This is a genomic window from Exiguobacterium sp. s131 (assembly GCF_018617345.1).
GTDB lineage: Bacteria > Bacillota > Bacilli > Exiguobacteriales > Exiguobacteriaceae > Exiguobacterium > Exiguobacterium profundum.
Genome location: NZ_JACSJX010000004.1, coordinates 14,324 through 32,995, shown reverse-complemented (window position 1 = coordinate 32,995; position 18,672 = coordinate 14,324). Strand labels below are relative to the sequence as shown.

The 18,672-nt window shown below is 47.1% G+C and carries 23 protein-coding genes; 8 read left to right on the top strand and 15 right to left on the bottom strand.

The window, feature by feature from the left end:
* The first annotated feature begins 80 nt into the window (after positions 1-80).
* Together KNO69_RS13570 and KNO69_RS13565 are read left to right on the top strand one after the other, a co-directional pair.
* Positions 81-929 (top strand): ABC transporter ATP-binding protein, encoded by an 849-nt coding sequence (locus KNO69_RS13570; protein ID WP_214758617.1) that lies wholly within the window; start codon positions 81-83, stop codon positions 927-929.
* Positions 926-1,633, top strand: a complete 708-nt coding sequence (locus KNO69_RS13565; RefSeq protein WP_214818676.1) for an ABC transporter permease — start codon at positions 926-928, stop codon at positions 1,631-1,633. Before KNO69_RS13570 ends, KNO69_RS13565 begins: the two co-directional genes overlap by 4 nt.
* Positions 1,634-1,696: 63 nt before the next feature.
* Here KNO69_RS13565 and KNO69_RS13560 read toward each other — a convergent pair whose 3' ends face one another.
* From KNO69_RS13560 to groES, 4 genes are all read right to left on the bottom strand, one after another.
* Complete coding sequence (locus KNO69_RS13560) at positions 1,697-2,761, bottom strand: hypothetical protein (protein WP_214818674.1); 1,065 nt, start codon at positions 2,759-2,761, stop codon at positions 1,697-1,699.
* A 2-nt stretch (positions 2,762-2,763) separates the two neighbouring features.
* Positions 2,764-3,828 carry a hypothetical protein gene (locus KNO69_RS13555; protein WP_214818672.1) on the bottom strand — a complete coding sequence of 355 codons (1,065 nt, stop codon included), beginning with the start codon at positions 3,826-3,828 and terminating at the stop codon, positions 2,764-2,766.
* A 173-nt stretch (positions 3,829-4,001) separates the two neighbouring features.
* On the bottom strand, positions 4,002-5,636 hold the full coding sequence (groL, locus tag KNO69_RS13550; RefSeq protein ID WP_196431798.1) for a chaperonin GroEL: 1,635 nt from the start codon (positions 5,634-5,636) through the stop codon (positions 4,002-4,004).
* Between the two features lie 39 nt (positions 5,637-5,675).
* The gene (groES, locus tag KNO69_RS13545; protein WP_015880602.1) at positions 5,676-5,960 is read right to left on the bottom strand and encodes a co-chaperone GroES; all 285 of its coding nucleotides are present in this window, start codon (positions 5,958-5,960) and stop codon (positions 5,676-5,678) included.
* Positions 5,961-6,173: 213 nt separating this feature from the next.
* On the opposite strand from groES, the gene KNO69_RS13540 reads away from it, so the two are divergent.
* Positions 6,174-6,869 (top strand): CPBP family intramembrane glutamic endopeptidase, encoded by a 696-nt coding sequence (locus tag KNO69_RS13540; RefSeq protein ID WP_251124977.1) that lies wholly within the window; start codon positions 6,174-6,176, stop codon positions 6,867-6,869.
* Between the two features lie 16 nt (positions 6,870-6,885).
* Positions 6,886-7,095: a YdiK family protein gene (locus KNO69_RS13535; RefSeq protein ID WP_015880600.1), complete on the top strand. Its 210-nt coding sequence runs from the start codon at positions 6,886-6,888 to the stop codon at positions 7,093-7,095.
* A 14-nt stretch (positions 7,096-7,109) separates the two neighbouring features.
* Here KNO69_RS13535 and KNO69_RS13530 read toward each other — a convergent pair whose 3' ends face one another.
* Both KNO69_RS13530 and KNO69_RS13525 read right to left on the bottom strand, forming a co-directional pair.
* The gene (locus KNO69_RS13530; protein ID WP_078146180.1) at positions 7,110-7,511 is read right to left on the bottom strand and encodes a hypothetical protein; all 402 of its coding nucleotides are present in this window, start codon (positions 7,509-7,511) and stop codon (positions 7,110-7,112) included.
* 11 nt (positions 7,512-7,522) lie between these two features.
* A complete protein-coding gene (locus KNO69_RS13525) occupies positions 7,523-9,148 on the bottom strand; it encodes an ABC transporter substrate-binding protein (protein WP_214818670.1) in 1,626 nt (541 codons plus the stop codon).
* Positions 9,149-9,248: 100 nt separating this feature from the next.
* On the opposite strand from KNO69_RS13525, the gene KNO69_RS13520 reads away from it, so the two are divergent.
* Positions 9,249-10,484, top strand: a complete 1,236-nt coding sequence (locus KNO69_RS13520) for an MDR family MFS transporter (RefSeq protein WP_214784950.1) — start codon at positions 9,249-9,251, stop codon at positions 10,482-10,484.
* Positions 10,485-10,519: 35 nt separating this feature from the next.
* Here KNO69_RS13520 and KNO69_RS13515 read toward each other — a convergent pair whose 3' ends face one another.
* Complete coding sequence (locus KNO69_RS13515; protein ID WP_196431802.1) at positions 10,520-10,918, bottom strand: hypothetical protein; 399 nt, start codon at positions 10,916-10,918, stop codon at positions 10,520-10,522.
* A complete protein-coding gene (locus KNO69_RS13510; RefSeq protein WP_031424520.1) occupies positions 10,915-11,073 on the bottom strand; it encodes a hypothetical protein in 159 nt (52 codons plus the stop codon). The genes KNO69_RS13515 and KNO69_RS13510 overlap by 4 nt, the downstream gene beginning before the upstream one ends.
* Before the next feature lie 104 nt (positions 11,074-11,177).
* Between KNO69_RS13510 and KNO69_RS13505 the strand changes: the two genes are divergently transcribed.
* Positions 11,178-11,513, top strand: a complete 336-nt coding sequence (locus KNO69_RS13505; RefSeq protein WP_214818666.1) for a TM2 domain-containing protein — start codon at positions 11,178-11,180, stop codon at positions 11,511-11,513.
* A 39-nt stretch (positions 11,514-11,552) separates the two neighbouring features.
* Here the strand turns inward: KNO69_RS13505 and KNO69_RS13500 are convergent, their stop codons facing one another.
* The 4 genes from KNO69_RS13500 to KNO69_RS13485 all read right to left on the bottom strand — a co-directional run bounded on the left by KNO69_RS13500 (position 11,553) and on the right by KNO69_RS13485 (position 15,178).
* Positions 11,553-12,131 (bottom strand): NADPH-dependent F420 reductase, encoded by a 579-nt coding sequence (locus KNO69_RS13500; RefSeq protein ID WP_214818664.1) that lies wholly within the window; start codon positions 12,129-12,131, stop codon positions 11,553-11,555.
* 220 nt (positions 12,132-12,351) lie between these two features.
* Positions 12,352-13,158 carry an ABC transporter ATP-binding protein gene (locus KNO69_RS13495; RefSeq protein ID WP_074034811.1) on the bottom strand — a complete coding sequence of 269 codons (807 nt, stop codon included), beginning with the start codon at positions 13,156-13,158 and terminating at the stop codon, positions 12,352-12,354.
* On the bottom strand, positions 13,155-14,201 hold the full coding sequence (locus KNO69_RS13490) for a FecCD family ABC transporter permease (RefSeq protein WP_214818662.1): 1,047 nt from the start codon (positions 14,199-14,201) through the stop codon (positions 13,155-13,157). Before KNO69_RS13490 ends, KNO69_RS13495 begins: the two co-directional genes overlap by 4 nt.
* Positions 14,198-15,178: a FecCD family ABC transporter permease gene (locus tag KNO69_RS13485; protein WP_214689570.1), complete on the bottom strand. Its 981-nt coding sequence runs from the start codon at positions 15,176-15,178 to the stop codon at positions 14,198-14,200. The genes KNO69_RS13490 and KNO69_RS13485 overlap by 4 nt, the downstream gene beginning before the upstream one ends.
* A gap of 121 nt (positions 15,179-15,299) precedes the next feature.
* Between KNO69_RS13485 and KNO69_RS13480 the strand changes: the two genes are divergently transcribed.
* On the top strand, positions 15,300-16,232 hold the full coding sequence (locus KNO69_RS13480; protein ID WP_214818660.1) for an ABC transporter substrate-binding protein: 933 nt from the start codon (positions 15,300-15,302) through the stop codon (positions 16,230-16,232).
* Positions 16,233-16,317: 85 nt separating this feature from the next.
* Positions 16,318-16,500 (top strand): PspC domain-containing protein, encoded by a 183-nt coding sequence (locus tag KNO69_RS13475; RefSeq protein WP_074032578.1) that lies wholly within the window; start codon positions 16,318-16,320, stop codon positions 16,498-16,500.
* Positions 16,501-16,537: 37 nt separating this feature from the next.
* Here the strand turns inward: KNO69_RS13475 and KNO69_RS13470 are convergent, their stop codons facing one another.
* From KNO69_RS13470 to KNO69_RS13460, 3 genes are all read right to left on the bottom strand, one after another.
* A complete protein-coding gene (locus KNO69_RS13470; RefSeq protein ID WP_031424506.1) occupies positions 16,538-17,884 on the bottom strand; it encodes an FAD-dependent oxidoreductase in 1,347 nt (448 codons plus the stop codon).
* A gap of 171 nt (positions 17,885-18,055) precedes the next feature.
* Positions 18,056-18,349, bottom strand: coding sequence for a hypothetical protein (locus KNO69_RS13465; RefSeq protein ID WP_214818659.1), 294 nt, complete (start codon positions 18,347-18,349; stop codon positions 18,056-18,058).
* Between the two features lie 5 nt (positions 18,350-18,354).
* Entirely contained in the window at positions 18,355-18,633 is a 279-nt protein-coding gene (locus KNO69_RS13460) for a hypothetical protein (RefSeq protein ID WP_143404743.1), read from the bottom strand.
* Between the last annotated feature and the right edge of the window lie 39 nt (positions 18,634-18,672).

The following is an 18,672-nucleotide window of genomic DNA, read 5'->3' as shown; positions in this document are numbered from 1 at the left end:
TATCGCCATTTTAGTGCAGCCTTCCCCCATTCCCTATACGATAGAGGCAAGCAAGACGACATCGACAAGGAGGAACGGGAATGGAACCAATCATTCAAGTGAACGGGTTAAAGAAATTGTTTGGAAACGAGGAAGCGTTACATGATGTGACGTTTACAGTTGGAAAAGGAGAAGTGTTCGGCTTCTTGGGACCGAGTGGTTCTGGAAAGACGACAACGATAAAAATCTTGACGTCACAACTCGCACAGACGGCCGGTGATGCTACCGTATTCGGCGTACCGGTCGCTGATTTGAAACAAGAACAGTACCGTAAACGCATCGGCGTGTTGACGGACAATAGTGGTCTTTATACACGACTTTCTATAGAAGAGAACCTGAGCTTATATTGTGACCTCTATGATGAACCAAAGACTCGGATCGATGAGGTATTGAACATGGTCAACCTCAGCGGGGAACGGAAGAAGCGCATCGACAAACTCTCTAGAGGGATGTTGCAACGGGTGACGCTCGCACGTGCCCTTCTTCATGAGCCAGAGTTACTGTTTCTAGATGAACCGACATCGGCTCTCGACCCGGTCAACTCTCGACATATCTATAAAGGGATTGAACGGTTGAAGGCAAACGGAACGACCATCTTTCTGACGACACACGATATGCAGGAAGCCGAAGAGCTGTGTGATCGTGTCGCTTTCTTACATCAAGGGTCGATTCAACTGCTCGATGCCCCGAACGTATTGCGCAGGAAATATGCGACTGGTTCGATGCGAGTCGAATTGAACAACGGTCAGACGCATGAAGTGACGCAAACCGACGAAGGCGCAGACTGGCTCCATAAACAGATGTGTGCTAAAAATATCGCATCGATCCATTCCAATGAGCCGACACTCGGCGACATCTTTATCGAAGTGACAGGGAGGAAATTATCATGACTTTTTCATTGAAACGCGCACTCGCCATTTTCCAAAAAGACTATAAAGATTTGTCTCGAAACTTGTTCGTCTCGTCGACCTTGATCATGCCGCTCTTCTTCGCTGTCTTCTATTCGCGAATCGGTGACGGCGGCGTCGATATCACGTACTTCGTCATCAACATCACGTTTAGCCTCGTGGCCATCTTCGTACAATGTGCGTTGATTGCCGAAGAGAAAGAGAAGAACACGCTTCGCGGGCTCATGTTGTCCCCGGCGAGCACGCTCGACATCTTGCTCGGAAAGAGTGCCCTCACGTTCGTGACGACGATGATCCTCATCGTAGCCTCGTCATTTTTGATGGATTACGCTCCAAAAAATCTGGCTGTGATCGCCCTCGCGCTCATCGTCTCGACATTCTTTTATATCGGGATCGGAACGATGTTCGGCTTGATGACGAAGACGGTCATGGAAGCTTCACTGATTGTCATGTTGCCGTTCTTTTTCTTCTCGTTCTCACCGATGTTGTTGCCACTACAAGACCGTTTCGCCATCATCGGATTGCTCGAATATTTACCGAACGTACTCTTGATTGACGTCGCCCATCAAGTGGAAGACGGTGCGAACTTCGGTGCTGTCGGGCTAGAGCTCGGTTTGCTTACGGCTTGGGCGCTTGCAGCATTCGTCGGTAGCGTCGTGATGTATAATCGGAAACAGACGGATTGAACAAATAAGGAGCGACGAATCAACTCGTCGCTCCTTATTTAATACTTAATATAATTTATCTTTTTATCGTTCATGATTTTCCAGAGCAGAATGAAGAATAAATTTAAAAATCATTGCAATCCAATTATAAATATGGATATTTAGAATTTCAAAAATTTCTTCAAAATATATATTATTCGGCATTATAGAATCTCTTCTCGACGCTTTGAAATGAAAAATTTTATTACGTAATTCAATAATGAAATCATGGAAAACTAAGATTTGGATATTTAAAGAGCTAGTTTCATCGTCAAAGTTAATTACATTATCAACGCTAGGGAACCCTTTTCGAGTCAAATCTTTATTCACTTTTTTGGTTTTATTATTTACTAAAGTTACTATTGGATGTAAGGTTCTTTTAATATCATCATAATTACTGGTTTGAAAGCTAATCTCAAAATTTTGACCATACAATTCATCAGATATATAATCATTTTCTAAAAAGACTTCATTTAAGAATCTTGAAAAGAAAGCTAGTTCTGCAGAATTTGTATCATGGAAAAACTTTCTTAATTGATCGTAGCTATCATAAAAATCACTAGTGTTATGAATATATGTTAATGGGAATGCATATGACATATATTCATAAGTTCTATATAAGTGAACAAATGCCGTTAAGTAAGATTTTCTCGATTGATATGTCACGAATTGTTGAATTTCAGTTGAAATATTTTTATAGAATTCCCTGTTGTTTCTAAATTCAGAATCTAATAAATTCTGAATTTTATTTTCTTCAGTACATTTAGAAAATTCAATAATGAAATCTATCATTTCAACAACTTTATATTCATCGTCTTCTTCTAAATCATTTGTAACAAACATATTTTGAAAAACTGAGGGTAGTTGTGGTAGAGATTCATCAGTATCTATATCATGCAGTACTAAATTACCCATAAACAATCGACAAAGCTTTAACAAATAGATTTTTTCATCACTATTAAAATCTAAAGGATTGTCACCAATCGCAGTGAAACTGTCAATTATTTGAATATCATCGTCTAATTCCACTTCAATTTTGTGTTTTACACCCTGCAAAATATTTTGAAGCATTTCTTCTGTAAAGTACTCCTTCAACACATACATTCTCATTATTAAATCCCCAGGATATAGTCATTCCTATAGTCCTCATCCTCTAGGAATTTTTTATAGTTTTTAACAACATCAGAAACTACTGTTCTTCTAACACTCGACACCCTAACTTTAGAAGGATTAATGTTTTCGATAAATTCTTCAATAATTTCAATAATTTGTATTAATTCATCGTAGTCTATGTTTAAAAAGTCATTATTATTTGCAACTCCGACAAATAAACCAATTGAATTATTTTCATTGTTAAGCCATTCTATTAAATCAAATTTGTTATAACTAGATTTATCATTTTCAATTTTTTCTATCAAGAAATTAAATATTATGTTAAATTCAATTTCAGAATTTTTGACTTCCGAGCTAACGATTTTATCAGAAATGATTTCATTCAACTTTGATTCAATTATTTTTTGATTATCTATACTAATGGACTTAGTTGAGTAGGCCAAATAAGATTTAACTAAAATCTCTTTTTTAAGTTTACTCTTTCCGTCCCCTCTAACACTATGTTTTTCAGAATATATAAACTGTTGGTACTTTTTATCTGTCGCAATGTGATCAATGGTACGGTTCATCAATATTTCAATTTGGTGTCTAGCTGACATTGGTCTTTGGCCATTATTCAAGATAATCATTCTGTATAACAATTTATTAATTGAATTAGATAATATGACATTTGCATATAGTGATGTATTTAGTTCAAACCCGTCTTCTTCCGAGGCTTCTTTTAGAACACTTAGTCTTTGAATACCATCCAATATGAACCCTTTATCTATATTTGTATCAAGTAGTTTAGAAATTTCTTCAAACCCAATATCCTCATTTCCAATTAAGCCTTTCAAGATTTCATCATCAAAAGCTATTGTTAATGGAGGCAAAACACAACCGTCAATGATGTCCTGCTTCAATCTTTTATAGTACTTTTTATTCAATGAATTTCTTTGAAAATCCAGTCGATTAATAAGTGGGAATAGCTTCTCTATAGCGTATTTATAATCGATTTTTATAGTCAGATAGTCGCTATCAATCACTGAATCTTTCGTTTTATCTAATACATGTATGTAATTCAATATATCTCACCCTTCCAATCAATGTCTTCTACTTTTAGACTAACCGTTTACAAAATTGATAGCAATACGGCAAAGGAATTGTATTAAATAGAACTATATAGGAGTATCAATATTAAAAATCTCTTTTTGGTTCAAAAACCAAAAAGAGATTTTTAATATTTTTTGCATGTATATTACATCATGCCGCCCATTCCACCCATGCCGCCCATGTCAGGCATTGCAGGAGCGTCTTTTTCTGGCTTGTCTGCGATGACGGCCTCTGTTGTGAGGAACATCGCTGAGACAGATGCTGCGTTTTGAAGTGCTGAACGCGTCACTTTCGCCGGATCGACGATACCATGTGCGATCATATCGACGTATTCGCCAGTTGCCGCGTTGTACCCGACACCGACTGACTCGTTCTTGAGCTTCTCGACGATGACCGAACCTTCTTCACCCGCGTTTTCCGCGATTTGACGGACCGGTGCTTCGAGTGCACGAAGTACGAGTTTCACACCAGTCGCTTCATCCGCTGTCACTTCTGCAAGGAGCGCACGAACAGCTGGGATGACGTTGATGAGTGATGTACCACCACCCGCAACGATTCCTTCTTCAACTGCTGCACGTGTCGCGTTGAGTGCGTCTTCGATGCGGAGTTTACGCTCTTTGAGCTCAGTCTCCGTCGCTGCACCGACTTTGACGACGGCTACGCCACCTGCGAGTTTCGCAAGACGCTCTTGGAGTTTTTCACGGTCAAAGTCAGACGTTGTCTCTTCGATTTGGTTGCGAATCGTTTGAACGCGTGCTTTGATCGTTTCTTCGTTCCCTGCACCTTCGACGACAGTCGTTGTGTCTTTTGTGACGACGACTTTCGATGCGCGACCGAGCATGTCAAGTGATGCTGATTTAAGGTCGAGACCGAGGTCTTCTGTGATGACTTGACCTCCTGTGAGTGTCGCGAGGTCCTCGAGCATCGCTTTACGACGGTCACCAAATCCTGGTGCTTTGACGGCAACCGCGTTGAACGTACCACGGAGTTTATTCAATACGAGTGTCGCGAGTGCATCGCCTTCGATGTCTTCTGCGACGATCAAGATCGGCTTCCCTTGTTGCACGACTTGCTCGAGCACTGGGATGATTTCTTGAATGTTCGAGATTTTCTTGTCTGTGATCAAGATGTACGGGTTGTCGAGTGACGCTTCCATCTTGTCAGAGTCTGAGATCATGTATGGTGACAAGTAGCCACGGTCGAACTGCATTCCTTCAACGACGTCGAGTTCAGTCGTGAAGCCGCGTGATTCTTCGATTGTGATGACACCGTCGTTCCCGACGCGCTCCATCGCTTCTGCGATCAATTCGCCGACTTCTTCGTCCGCTGCCGAGATAGCCGCGACTTGTGCGATCGCTTCTTTTGACTCGATTGGTTTCGAGATGGCTTTCAACTCTTCAAGCGCACGTGTGACCGCTTTGTCGATTCCTTTACGCAGAATCATCGGGTTCGCGCCCGCCGTGACGTTCTTGAGTCCTTCACGAATCATCGCTTGTGCGAGGACTGTCGCTGTTGTCGTACCGTCCCCTGCGACTTCGTTCGTCTTCGACGCAACTTCAGCAACGAGTTTCGCGCCCATGTTTTCGAAGCGGTCTTCGAGTTCGATTTCTTTCGCGATTGTCACGCCATCGTTTGTGATGAGTGGTGAGCCGAATTTCTTCTCGAGGACGACGTTACGTCCTTTTGGTCCAATTGTTACTTTGACTGCGTCAGCGAGTGCGTCGACACCGCGAAGCATCGCATGACGTGCATCTTCTGAGAATTTGATATCTTTTGCCATCGTTCATTTCCCCCTAAAAAAGTTTTTGAATAATGGTGCTTAGCCTACGATTGCGAGAATATCGCTCTCGCGAACGATTAAGTACTCTTTTCCATCATGCTTCACTTCGGTACCTGCATACTTCGAGTAGATGACCAAATCATTTTCTTTCACGTCGAGATCGATGCGCTTGCCTTCGTCCGTCACGCGGCCTGTACCGACTGCGACGACTTTCCCTTGTTGCGGCTTTTCTTTCGCCGTATCAGGAAGCACGATGCCCCCGATCGTCTTTTCTTCTTTCTCCACGACTTCGATGATGACACGATCGCCTAGTGGTTTTAACATGGAAAAACCCTCCTCCGAATATGAATGATGTAATGTGTATCGTAAGGTTTTAGCACTCATTTAAAAGGAGTGCTAACACTGATTAGTGTAGTATGTGTAGATAAAAAAATCAAGTGGGATACATTAAAAAATGCTCTTACTCGCGGTCAAGAGAACTTATTTGTTACAATGAGAAAAAGGTAGGTTTACTCTTATGATTAAGGACGTGTTGAATTGGCTACACTAAACTCAAACCAATCGATAAATACCCGTTTTTCGATGGCGCCTAACATTCGTCTCCGGCACCTCACCCCGATTTTATTATATGCGTTTGTCCAGCTGTTCCCTCTCGTAATTAAAGCGTTACGACCGGAATGGCTAACAGAAACGTTCGTCGGGCTCTGGCTCGCCATCGGATTCGGTGTGACGATTGTTCTGTCAATCTTGCTCATCTGGCCAGACTTGAAACAATACAAAGCCCAAGGAATTCAGTCAAACTTGAATGACACGGTCAAATGGATCGGGCTCGGGATTTTGATGCAATACGGGCTCGTCATCGTGGCGAACTTGATTGAGACGGCCATCTCGGGCGAACTTGTCGAATCGATGAACACACAAAACATCGCTGATATGGTGGAAGTTATTCCACTCATGATTTTGCCAGTCGTCTTACTCGGACCAATCATCGAAGAGATTCTTTTCCGTCATATTTTGTTCGGGAACTTGAACGCGCGCTTCGGTTTCTGGATCGCCTTTGGTATCAGTTCGATCCTATTCGCACTCATCCACCAAGACAATCGATTCCTCGTCTATATCGCGATGAGTTTCGCGTTCTCTTACGCGTATGCAAAGACAAGACGATTGATCGTTCCGATCGCCATCCACGCGTTTAACAACGCGCTCGTGATGCTCGTACTATTTTTAATGTAGAAATGAGGTGGCAGTTATGCCGCGACAATTAAAAGTTATGATGCTCTTCAGTCTATCGTTCGGTGTGTTGTTCACCGTCCTCGCGTACTTCTCGGTACAAGAGTACGGCTTCAGCTTCTGGACGTACTTTATCATCGCCGTCGCCGCTTACGACTTTTTCAAAGTGTATCAAATCTTGGCACTCGCCCGAAAAGTCAAAAAAGAAGGCACGGACAAATCCGCATAACGAAACCCCGAGCCTTACGAGCTCGGGGTTTTTCTTATGGCTGTAACTTTCGATTGATCCTGTATTTCTTCTTGATAGACACTCCGAATGAGCAGTCCACGCAAACCGAACACCACACCTAATAATACATAAATGGCATCAATCAGTAGAATCTGTGGTTCATCCAAGAAGAAATTGATGACCACGCCAATGACCAGCAAACCGTAAATCGTGATGTTCATGAGTGTCGCATCGACTTGTCTCATGATTCTTTTGCTCACCTTTTCCTCAAGCTTCTCAATCTCTTCGTGTCGATAACCATAGATGGTGAATCCTAGACCCACAATTGTCATACTAAGAAACACACCATCCCATAGCGCAAACAAAAACAGTCCTACAAAAAAAATCATAAACCCAATGAGTAACTTCTTACGCAAAATATCCCTCCTTATGATGGAATCCATAGTTTCGCAAAATCAAAATAGCCGAACAAGTCGACACAGACGTCCTTCAATTCGACCGGAAACGGAATGGTCCGCTCCTCGTTATAGAGCGGGATGAAATACGACTTTTCTTTCAACTCGCGTTCAATCTCCCGGTGCAGCGGCAACCAGTCTTCAAACGGCAGGTCATCATATTGCCTGACCCGCTCCACCATCCCCTCGATATAAGGGAACACTTTATGCGGGGGCGAGTACTCGTTCGTCATGAACTGTTCAAACCCGAGCGTGATGTTCCGCTCGAACACTTCCCCGTGAACGACCAAATCGACGTATTCATAATACGTCTTGTCATGGATCGAATCTTTGAAGCTGATGGGCACGAACTCATAAGCAATGCCGTGACGCGTTAACATTTCGGCAATCCAGTCGGTCGTATCGTTCGTGAAGTCCGTCTGTTTGATGCGAATCGGTCGGTCGAACGTGACGGGTGTTCCTTTTGGAATGCGATACGTCTCGCTCAGCGAACCGAGAAACCCTCGGTCGTTCGGCGTTCTTCGTTCATTCCGTGTCCCGATTTCCGGTCGAATCTCCGCAATCAATCGATGCATGTAATGTCTCGCTTCTTCATTCGCGAACACACTATTCGGGTGACTGTTCAAGATGACAAGCCCGAACCCGGACGGTGTCGAGATGTGTCCGGTTTCTGTGGAATCCCTTGATGAGATGCGATACGTCGGATCGTATCCGTCCGGCACTTTGATGAACTCGACCCGGTCCAGGAGCGCCCGCACCCCAAAATAATTCTCGAAGGCGAGAAGAACCGTCTTCTCCTTGTCATGACGATCCAATTGAAACGGACCAGTCCCGACGCTCCCTTTTGCAATGCTCGTATGAATCATCGACAGTTTCGGGATGTAGGAATTTCGGCGCCGGTCGAGCGTGACGTCGACGCGATACGTGCCATTCGATGCGATATGACGGACGTGCCGGTACATATAGCGATACGCATCCGACTGAACGAGCATGCGCAGACTCTTCGTCACATCTTTACTCGTCATGAGCGACCCGTCATGGAAACGGACCCCTTTCCGAAGAAACAAGACGAGTGTACTTCCCTGCCATTCATAGTGATGCGCGAGCTCCCCGGTGACCTCACCAGACGCGTCAATCATGAACAGACGATTGAAGACGTTCTGGACGAGGTGGGCACTGTGGATGTCAGCCGCCTCGAGCGGATGTGTCGTCAAAAAGTGTCGGCGTCGCGGGATGATGAGCGCATCGCTCGACGTCTGGACGTAACCGAACTTCTTCTCGAGTTGACGCATGAACCGACCCGTCTGCGCAGGCGACCAGTCCCACTCCAGTTGATTCGTCACTGCCTCGACCGACTCTTTCTCCATGCGTTCGAGCAGCTGTTTGGCTAAATCACGCTCGACGTGACGCAACCATTCGAGACGCGTCAAATTCCCCCGTCCGCGTCCGCTCGTATACGTGAGCCACCCTTCTTCTTGCCACCGTGCCAAATGGCGCTTCGTCTGTTTCGGGCTTAAATGGATGGCTTCCGCCATATCAGAAATCGTGTACGCCCCATCCCGACACTCTTTCCACAATCGAAATAAATACGCATCCACGTCACATCCCCCTTAAAAGTGGACATCATTTCTCCATGTCGTCCATTTTTCAAATCCGTTGTCTTGTTTATCATACAGGTACAGAATGGAAGGTGACAAGATGAAATGGAAAGATATACCTAAACCAATAAAAGTTCGACTCGTGACATCATTTTTCAACCGTTCGGTCTCATTCGCCATCATGCCGTTCATGGCACTTCTCTTTGTCAAAGCGTTCAATGAATGGATCGCGGGCGTCTTCTTAATCTCGCTCGTCTGTCTCGGATACGCGATCGGGTTAATCGGGGGATACCTTGCTGATAAATTCTCACGGAAGCGACTTCTCGTGTTGACGGCAAGTCTCACCGCTTCGATGTTTCTCGTCATGACGCTCAGTCTTCAGTTCGACCAGATGATCATTTTCATGATCGCCTATACGATTTTCACGGTCACGAACAACCTCGGGCGGCCTGCGATGAGCGCCATCATCATCGATGCGACAACGCCTGAGAACCGAAAAGCCGTGTACGCGCTCGATTACTGGTTGATCAACTTATCCATTACGATTGGGACGGCACTCGGGGGCTGGCTCTATGTCAGCAATCAATTGTTACTATTTTGGATTTTGACGTTCACGTCGAGCATGTTGCCGATCGCGTACGCCATCTTCCTCGAGGACACGAAACGGACGTGGACCTCTCAAAAGCTTCGCCTCGTCTTCGTCGACGTGTTCCAAAGTTATCAAATCGCCTGGCGTGACCGCCCGTTCGTCAAAGTCGTCTTCGGCTCGATGTGTATCCTCGCTGCTGAGTTCTCAATGGGTAGTTATGTCGCGGTCCGGCTCGCCGATTCATTCGAACCGCTCTCGATTGAATCATGGACAATCAACGGGGTGCGGATGATGAGTCTCATTCAAATCGAGAACACGCTCATCGTCGTCGCGTTGACGTTCTTCATCCAACGTCTCGCCTCACGTTTCTCAAACAAGCACACACTTCTCGGTGGGCTCGTGCTATACACGATCGGGTACGCCGTCATCACGAGTGCGAATTCGATGATGCTCCTTCTCGGTTTCATGCTCATCGCAACATTCGGCGAATTGTTGTACTCACCGGTATTGAACACGGAGAAGGCGAACATGATGCCAGAAGACCGCCGTGGTGCGTACTCTGCGTTTGCCGGGACCTCGTTCGCCGGTGCCGACTTCTTATCACGTTCGACGATTTTAATTGGGTCGCTTCTCACCCCGTTCATGATGAGCGTCTACATCGGACTGTTGGTCAGCTTCGGCTGTTTCCTCGTCTATAGCGGCATCTATGTAAAAGAAAAGCTCGTCCTGCGACGAGCCGCGTCCTAAATCAAACCCATCCTTTCTCAGTGGAAGGATGGGTTTTAGTCGAGCTGTTGTTGGTGCATCGCATAGATCAAGGTCAACGCCCGGATGCAGAAGATTGTCGAGAAGCCATAGATGCTCAGCTCGAGCAACGAAACGGATGGATATTGTAGGCCAAGCGAGACCACATAGCCTACCAAACAAAGCAAGACGACAAGTGTGATCGTCCACTCATCCGACTTCCGCTTCATCTTCTCAGCCAACCCCTTCTCTTCTTTCTCTACGCGTTCACGCTGCCAAAAGTAAAAGAACACTGCATACATCGCAAACGAGATTCTCGGAACGTCGCCTAAGAGTAAATCAAAAATGATGAGACCTAAAAATAAGTATGTCCCTAACTGATAGCCGCTCTGCATTTGAAGACGCGAACGAAGTGATCCGTTTGACCCCCACTTCATAATCCAATCACCGCCACGGTCAATCCACCGTAGACGAACCCGAGTACGATGGCACTGATTGCCATACGTTTATATTGCGGATATTGATAAAGGGCAACCGCCCCACCAACGACGTGTACGAAAGCAACGATGAACGTCAAAATCGGAAAAAGCATAAAGAACCTCTTTTCATTTTAGGAAATCATGGAAACAAATCCATTTTCCGATATACTTGAGTGCGAACTCATTATAACAATTATGGATAGGGAGTTGGAGTCCTATGTATGATTCGCGTATGGATTTGACGACAGAAGAAATGTTACTCGTGAACAGCGAAGTCGAAAAACGAAAACGTAGCTTGCTCGTCGCCTACTTGCTTTGGTTTTTCCTCGGTGCATTTGGTGCGCACCGTTTCTATTTCAAAAAAATCGGTTCAGGAATCGCCATGTTCCTACTCGTCGTTTTGACGCTCGGTCTCGGTGCATTCATCACAGGCATTTGGGCACTCGTCGATGCGTTCCTCATGCCAGGTTGGCAACAACGGGAAGTCGAGCAGATTGAGCGCGAGACGATTGAGCTGCTTCAACCACGCTCTGATCGCTATACAGGTTTTTAATCAAAAAAGACGATTGAGGCATATCGCCCCGATCGTCTTTTAATGTTCTGTTAAGTAGAAGGCGAAGTCCCGTGATTTTCGCTCTTTCACTGCATTATGAATCCAGAGCCACGCCAACCCTTCCAACTCACGAGCAAGCTTTAGCCCGTGGAGCGGATGCGTATCGAAGCCGATCTTGTTCGATAGTTCGACGACAAGCCGCACCGCTTCCTCATCTTCACCCGCGACGAACATGACGGAGCCATCCGGATCACCTAAATTCTCGACCCCTGTCTGATTGAACGCCTTCACAACTTTCGTATCAGGAATGAGTCGTTGCAAATATTCCGCACCCGACACCCCGTCCGGTCGCTCGACCTCGTTAAACTCGATCGCGATCGGAATCGTCACATCGATCAATACTTTCCCATTTAGTCCGTCGAGTGTCGGTAACAGATCGACTGCGGCCGCGAACGGTGTACAGAGCAATAGAACATTGCTCGTCGAGGCGACCTCTTGTAACGTCATTGTGCCTTCTCGCTCCGTCCGTGTCCCATACAGCACCTCATAGCCCGCTCGTTCGAACTGCTCCCCGAGCGTGCGTCCGACTTTCCCGGCACCTAAAATTCCGAGTTTCATGATTCACAACTCCTCGTCTGTCCGCGTGACCGTTCCTCCATACTCTTCTGCAAGCCCGTCTAAAATCGATTCTTATGGGAACGTGAACGTGACGATGTGATACGGTTGTTTTTCCTTTTTAGCTATGAAAAATTCCTCCTTTTAGGCAGAAAACATGACGCGCACTTATCCTACTCTTTTTCCCTGCTTTTCCGTAAAAAACCTAGTCCGCAGACTAGGTTCAGGTCGGTCGTTTTTCATTCAACTCATAGTGTGAATACGGTACACAGAGCGGTGTCCCGTATAGCGGATCCTCGGTCACCACGACTTTGAGACCGAATACGTCTTTCATGAACGTCTCATCGACGACATCGTTCGGACTGCCTTCGCGATACACGTTACCGCCAGCTAATGCGATGACATGATCGGCATAGCGACAGGCCAAGTGAAGGTCGTGAAGTACCATGATGATCGTCTTTCCTTCCAATCGATTCAATCGATACATCAAATCTAAAATCTCGATTTGGTGCGACATGTCCAAATATGTCGTCGGTTCATCGAGCAAAATCGTCTCCGACTCTTGGGCGAGTGCCAACGCAATCCACACTCGTTGCTTTTGTCCTCCGGAAAGGTTGCTGACGAGCGTGTCACGGAGCGATACCGTATCGGTGAAGGCGAGTGCCCGCTCGACGGCCCGTTCATCGTCTTCCGAATATCGTTTGAAGAACGTCTGGTACGGATAACGCCCGAATCGGACGAGTTGTTCGACGGTCAATCCATCAGGTGCCACGTTCACTTGTGGCATGAATGCCATGAGTCGAGCCGCCTCTTTCGCTCGATACGAATCGAGCGGTTTGTTTCGAAATGCGATCTCCCCGCCTAGTGCATCTCGCTGTCTCGCAAGCGTCGAGAGGAGCGTCGACTTCCCGCAGCCGTTCGCGCCGAGAAGGACGGTGATTTTCCCATGTGGGATGGAGAATGATAATTGATCGAGCACCGTCTTCTGTTCATATCCGATGGTTACGTGGTTCAAATCAAATGTGTTCATCTCATGCTTCCTTTCATCATCCGTCGAAGTAAGTAGAAGAAATACGGTGCTCCGATGACGGCTGTCATCACGCCGGTCCGTAGTTCATACGGATAAAAAATCGTCCGAGCGAGTACGTCCGCCAACACGACAATCGTCGCCCCGACAAGTAGCGTCGCCCAAATGTAAGGGAGCTTCAACCCTTGTCGAGCGATATGAGGTGCCATCAACCCAACAAAACCGATTGCACCGACAAAGGCGACACCAATACCGGCGAGTAAACAGGAAAGCAACAACGTCCCACGCTGAATCCCTCGTACCGGTACGCCGATGCTCGTCGCTGTCGCTTCACTGATATGAAGCGGACGAACATGACGTTCAATCAAGAAGGCTGCCAGCAAAAAGAGAAGGACGAACGGCACCATAATCTTCAATTGATTCCACGTCGCGGCGTAGACGGTACCGGTGAGCCATTGTTGGATATCGTTCTTTCGGTAAACGTTCGAGGCGAGCATCATGAACTGAACGATCCCTTGCGAGAAGATGCTGATTCCAATCCCAACAAGTGCTAGCCGGACAGGTGGAACTCCACGTTTCAACAAATAGAAGAGGAACATCCCGACAACAATCGCCCCAAGGAACGAAGCGATGGGGATATAGGCGAGCGGCACTGACAGCTGATTCGTTCGCTCATCCGAGAAAACGGTGAAGAACGTAGCCGTCGCAACCCCTGCACCTCCGACAATCCCGAAAATCTCCGGGGATGCCAGTTCGTTTTTGATTGTCAGTTGTAACAAGTGACCGCTGACGGCGAGACTTGCGCCGGCAGTGATTGCCATCAACACACGTGGCATCCGAAACTCGAAGACGACGAGCTGCTCGAATGCATCCCCTGCTCCGATGAACAGGGCAGCGAGTGAGGCGGGACTAAGGAATGTGTCACCGATGGCGAGCCCGAAATAAACCGACACGAGCAATCCAACGACAAGTAGAAGCGCCAACTCGATTTCACGCTTTCGGAGCGTGAACGAGACAGGACCTTTTCGAAAGCGATATGTTTTCATGATTTGAAGACTCCTTGTCTGACACTGACGAGATAGATGAAGAATGCCCCACCGATGACGGCGAGTACGACCCCAACGGTCACTTCGCGTGGGAACAGGATGATACGTCCCAGAATATCAGCCGCAAGCAACAAGACGCTACCGATGAGAGCACTTCCGGCGAGACGAGCGAAAAAGGCCGTCCCGAATAGATATTTCGCCAAATGGGGAGCGAGCAGACCAACAAATGCGATTGGTCCGGCAAGCGCCACTCCGAATGCGGAGAGCACGACGGCGAGCGTCACGGCGACGAACTTGATGATGCCGACATTTTGCCCGAGTGAACGGGCGACCTGGTCTCCGAGCGATAACGTCTCTAACTCTTTACTGAGCAAGAGAACGAGAATGACCGCCGCCGCCATCCATGGCAACAACGTCTCGACGAGCGTGAGCGATCGTCCGGCGACCGATCCGGTTAGCCAGAACAGTACCTCATCAAGCGCACCTTCCTCATACGCGATGATTGACTGGGTAAATGAGCTGAATAGAGCGGCAAGCGACGCCCCGGCAAGCGTCATATACATGACGTTCCCTCCGTTCGCACTCAGTAGATAGACAATCACGCCGGCAACAAATGCTCCGATGAGCGAGGCTGTCGTGAACGAGGCGATACTACTGAACCCAAAAAGCGTTACGAGCACGATGGCCAGACTCGCTCCGGCATTCACCGCCAAAATATCAGGAGATGCGAGCGGGTTACGGGTCACGAGTTGAAAAATGAGCCCGGCGAGACCTAGGACACTACCGACGAGTAGCGCGACGACCGTCCGTGGGATGCGATTGTCGGCTAACGCAATCATCGCTTGAGATGACCCGTCCGCTTGGAACGTCATCACATCTTGATGGCTGACCGCAATCACACCGACGCGCAAGGAGATATAACTTAAGATAGGTAAACAGATGATCAAGAAAAGTAATTTGATCCAAGGTTTTTTCATGTCCTCACTTCTTTCCTTTCCTACCATAGCAAATATTGCGTTCCAGAAAAAGGGGTTGACAGTGAGAATCATTATCACTTATAGTCAGGAAGGAAAATCACCTACATAGAGGAGAATTGTAATGAAAAAATGGATGCTCGCGTTACTTACGCTTTGCTTAACCGTCGTCCTCGCTGCTTGCGGCGGGTCTGACGATACAGAGAACAATACAAGTTCAGAAACTGCGACTCGCTCGATTGAGCACGCGATGGGAACGGCGGACGTACCTGAAAACCCAGAACGCGTCGTCGTCTTGACGAACGAAGGGACAGAAGCCCTTCTCGCCCTCGGCGTCAAACCAGTCGGAGCCGTCAAATCTTGGAACGGTGACCCGTGGTACCCGCACATCGAGTCTGAGATGACAGACGTCACGGAAGTCGGGACAGAAAGTGAAGTCAACTTAGAGGCCATCGCGAAACTCAAGCCAGATCTCATCATTGGGACGAAACTTCGTCAAGAGAACATTTACGACAAATTGAACGCCATCGCACCGACGGTCATGTCAGAGACTTTGAAAGGTGATTGGCAAGAAAACTTCGCCCTTTATGCGAACGCACTCAACCTAGAAGAGGAAGGCAATCAAGCGTTGGCCGACTACGAACAGCACATCGAAGATACGAAAGCAGAACTCGGAGACGCCGTGAATAAAGAACTCTCGGTCGTCCGCTTCCTTCCTGGCGAGTCACGCATCTACTTCAATGACAGCTTCTCCGGCGTCATCCTTAACGATGTCGGCATCAAACGTCCAGCGTCACAAGATAAAGCGGAATTCGCTGAGCCAGTCGCGATGGAACGAATCCCAGAGATGGCGGGCGACCACATCGTCTACTTCACATATGGTGGAGCAGACGGGTCGAAGACAGCCGAAGAATGGCAATCGAATCAGTTGTGGAAAGACCTCGATGCTGTCAAAGCAGGGGAAGTGACAGAAGTCAGTGATGACATTTGGAACACGTCGGGTGGCGTCTTGTCTGCCAACCAAGTGCTCGATGAACTCGTCGACATTCTAAAATAAATCAAAAGCGCGCCAATTGAATTGGTGCGCTTTTTCAACACTCATATGGTAAAATTTACATATCAACTCATAAGGAGCTTTATCTATGCAACGAACACTTCGAAAGTCGGCGACGGACCGCTCTCTGTCTGGAGTATGCGGTGGGATTGCTGAATACTTTGGTATTTCTTCAATAGGAGTTCGACTCATCTTTTTGATTCTACCTGGGAGTTTCCTGCTTTATATGATTTTGACGAATTCCATGAAAGATGCGCCAAGGTATCTATAAGAAAACGCGGAAGCCATGCAGCTTCCGCGTTTTTTTGTTAGGCATTCACTTTGTCTTTCATCGCTTCAAGCGCTCCGCTGTTCAGGAAGTGCCATGGCTTGTTGTAGTGCGGTTGGAAGAAGAAGTCGACATAGGCGAGCTCTTCGATCGTCATCTCGTTTTGAATGGCAAGGGAGAGTGTGTTGACCGCTTGCGTCAAATCCGCTTTTGATAACACTTGTCCACCGACAATACGATGTGTCCCTTTTTCATAGACGAGTTTGAATTCGACTTTCTCTGCGGTCGGCATGAACTCCGGACGATACGCGTCCTCGATGACGACACTTTCCACTTCGAGTCCAAAGAGCGCTGCCGCTTCTTCCGTCAAACCAGATGACGCGATATTCCAGTCATAGAGTCGAAGTCCCGACGTTCCTTGTGTCCCTTGGTAGCGGACGCGTGGTTGCATCATGTTCTCCGCGACGAGTGTTCCCATGCGGACAGCGTTCGTCGCAAGTGGGATATAGGCGTGTGTACGCGCCGGGTTATAGTAGACGGCACAGCTGTCCCCTGCTGCAAAGATATCTGGGTTGCTCGTACGCATATATTCATCGACGATGATGGCACCGTTCCCGAGCATATCGACCTGTCCTTCTAAGAGCCCCGTGTTCGGACGGAATCCGACACAGAGAATGACGAGATCCGCTTCGAATTCACCTTTGTCTGTTACGACATGTGTGACATTTCCGCTCGTTCCACGGAATGCCTCGACCGTCTGACCGAGTTCGAGGTCGATTCCGCGACTGGTCATATCCGCTTCCAATTGATCCGTGAACGACTTGTCGAGATACTTATTCAAGATGCGGTCGGCACTATCGATGAATGTGACGTGTTTTCCGTATGCTTCGAACGCTTCGACGAGCTCGACCCCGATATAGCCAGCCCCGATGACGGCAATCTTCGTTGCGTCTGTCGCCCGCTCGATGATGCGTTGGGCGTGCGCATAGTTTTTACAGAGCTCGATTCCATTCATTTCGATTCCTGGGAGCGTCGGGACGATCGGCCATGAACCCGTCGTGACGATCAAGCGGTCATACGTGTCATGCACGTCTTCACCGGTCTCAAGATTTTTAGCGTGGACCGTCTTCGCTTCGGAGTCGATCGACAAGACGTCATGTTTCATGCGCATCGTCGCACCGAGTTCTTCAAGTTCACGTGGTGACGAGTAGAATAACTCTTCCGCACGTTGGACGACACCACCAACGTGGAGGGCAATCCCACACGAGAGGAAGCTAACGTTATCGTTCCGCTCGTAAACGGTGATATCGAGATTGTCGTGCTTGGCGAGTAATCCTTTGACTGCTGCTGTTCCTGCGTGTGTACATCCGATGACTGCGATTTTCATATGAGTCGTCTCTCCTTTTATGTTAAACAATACGTTTCGTTTTATATTGTGATAAACATCACATTTACTTCTTGACCTTAGTGTACTATTTCACAATATAAGATTCAATGACTTTGCTCACTTTTTCACGTAAAAGTGTCTAAAGTTTGAACAGAAAAAATCCGCTCATTCTCATGACCGGACTCGCCGCTTTTTCAATAATAGATGATAGATTATTACAAATAGATGCACGATCAAACCGAAGACGTTCATAGCGAGCCCGACGACCGCCCACCACAATGCTCCCCATCCGTATCCAAATGTCAGATTGCCAATCACAAGTACATAGCCACTTACAACCAGTAATGTACCGATCAGGAGTAACACGGACCGTTTTCTTTTCTGCCGCATCACGTGATAGATGGATAGCACCACTCCTAGTGTCAATCCAAGAAACAACAACATCAAAAAGGTCAAATCACTCATTCTCTTTACTCCTCCCGTTTCAAACGAAAAATAGTGAACGTCAAGTAGACAAGGAGACTTCCACCGTATAGGAGCAAACCGTATACGAACCAACCCATTCCATCAAATCCTCTTATGTATCCCACTCCGACGAGCATCATACAAAAACCAATGACCATACTCACAAACGAAATCGTGAGAACCTTATCCGTTTTTGACAGGAACAGATGTCTTCCAGTCCCAATGGATATCCCTGCAAAGATCAACATCATGATTGTCTCAAATCCGTACCATTGCCACCACATGACCCACACCTCAAATCCCTCTTTTTTCCATATTAACAT

What these genes read in the sequence shown, in the direction of transcription:
- KNO69_RS13510 (WP_031424520.1), bottom strand. Translation starts at nt 11,073, where the DNA reads ATGCTTTTTCCGATTTTGACGTTCATCGTTGCTTTCGTACACGTCGTT.
- KNO69_RS13485 (WP_214689570.1), bottom strand. Translation starts at nt 15,178, where the DNA reads ATGAAAAAACCTTGGATCAAATTACTTTTCTTGATCATCTGTTTACCT.
- KNO69_RS13480 (WP_214818660.1), top strand. Translation starts at nt 15,300, where the DNA reads ATGAAAAAATGGATGCTCGCGTTACTTACGCTTTGCTTAACCGTCGTC.
- KNO69_RS13500 (WP_214818664.1), bottom strand. Translation starts at nt 12,131, where the DNA reads ATGAAACTCGGAATTTTAGGTGCCGGGAAAGTCGGACGCACGCTCGGG.
- KNO69_RS13565 (WP_214818676.1), top strand. Translation starts at nt 926, where the DNA reads ATGACTTTTTCATTGAAACGCGCACTCGCCATTTTCCAAAAAGACTAT.
- KNO69_RS13465 (WP_214818659.1), bottom strand. Translation starts at nt 18,349, where the DNA reads ATGAGTGATTTGACCTTTTTGATGTTGTTGTTTCTTGGATTGACACTA.
- KNO69_RS13470 (WP_031424506.1), bottom strand. Translation starts at nt 17,884, where the DNA reads ATGAAAATCGCAGTCATCGGATGTACACACGCAGGAACAGCAGCAGTC.
- KNO69_RS13505 (WP_214818666.1), top strand. Translation starts at nt 11,178, where the DNA reads ATGTATGATTCGCGTATGGATTTGACGACAGAAGAAATGTTACTCGTG.
- groES (WP_015880602.1), bottom strand. Translation starts at nt 5,960, where the DNA reads ATGTTAAAACCACTAGGCGATCGTGTCATCATCGAAGTCGTGGAGAAA.
- KNO69_RS13515 (WP_196431802.1), bottom strand. Translation starts at nt 10,918, where the DNA reads ATGAAGTGGGGGTCAAACGGATCACTTCGTTCGCGTCTTCAAATGCAG.
- KNO69_RS13495 (WP_074034811.1), bottom strand. Translation starts at nt 13,158, where the DNA reads ATGAACACATTTGATTTGAACCACGTAACCATCGGATATGAACAGAAG.
- KNO69_RS13490 (WP_214818662.1), bottom strand. Translation starts at nt 14,201, where the DNA reads ATGAAAACATATCGCTTTCGAAAAGGTCCTGTCTCGTTCACGCTCCGA.
- KNO69_RS13520 (WP_214784950.1), top strand. Translation starts at nt 9,249, where the DNA reads ATGAAATGGAAAGATATACCTAAACCAATAAAAGTTCGACTCGTGACA.
- groL (WP_196431798.1), bottom strand. Translation starts at nt 5,636, where the DNA reads ATGGCAAAAGATATCAAATTCTCAGAAGATGCACGTCATGCGATGCTT.
- KNO69_RS13460 (WP_143404743.1), bottom strand. Translation starts at nt 18,633, where the DNA reads ATGTGGTGGCAATGGTACGGATTTGAGACAATCATGATGTTGATCTTT.
- KNO69_RS13475 (WP_074032578.1), top strand. Translation starts at nt 16,318, where the DNA reads ATGCAACGAACACTTCGAAAGTCGGCGACGGACCGCTCTCTGTCTGGA.
- KNO69_RS13560 (WP_214818674.1), bottom strand. Translation starts at nt 2,761, where the DNA reads ATGAGAATGTATGTGTTGAAGGAGTACTTTACAGAAGAAATGCTTCAA.
- KNO69_RS13570 (WP_214758617.1), top strand. Translation starts at nt 81, where the DNA reads ATGGAACCAATCATTCAAGTGAACGGGTTAAAGAAATTGTTTGGAAAC.
- KNO69_RS13535 (WP_015880600.1), top strand. Translation starts at nt 6,886, where the DNA reads ATGCCGCGACAATTAAAAGTTATGATGCTCTTCAGTCTATCGTTCGGT.